1 protein-coding gene is annotated in these 244 nt (G+C 45.1%); it reads left to right on the top strand.

Going from position 1 to position 244, the window contains the following annotated elements; genetic code table 11:
* Nucleotides 1-9: 9 nt before the first annotated feature.
* Nucleotides 10-244 (top strand): IS66 family insertion sequence element accessory protein TnpA (gene tnpA / locus ON16_RS16385; RefSeq protein WP_439645727.1); only part of this gene is annotated, 235 nt, incomplete at its 3' end.

The raw sequence follows: 244 nt of genomic DNA, 5'->3' as shown, positions 1-244 counted from the left end.
CCGTCAAATGTGCTGACGGATTTAAAAAGCATCACCGGATGTGAGATACTATTCTCGGGAAGTCTTAAGACTTCTCGAGAATTCTCATATCTGGGGGTGTATACGTTGGGCTCACAAGAATTAAAACACCAGGCAAAACTTGAGCAATGGAGAGCACAGATTGTAGAGTGCCGCAGTAGCGGACTTAGTGTGAGAAAATGGTGCATGGAGCACCACATTGGGCAAAAAACATATTACCGTTGGG

It is taken from the genome of Oscillibacter ruminantium GH1 (assembly GCF_000307265.1).
Classification (GTDB): domain Bacteria; phylum Bacillota; class Clostridia; order Oscillospirales; family Oscillospiraceae; genus Oscillibacter; species Oscillibacter ruminantium.
Note: the sequence above shows the minus strand (reverse complement) of the source record. Positions and strands in the feature narration are given on the sequence as shown.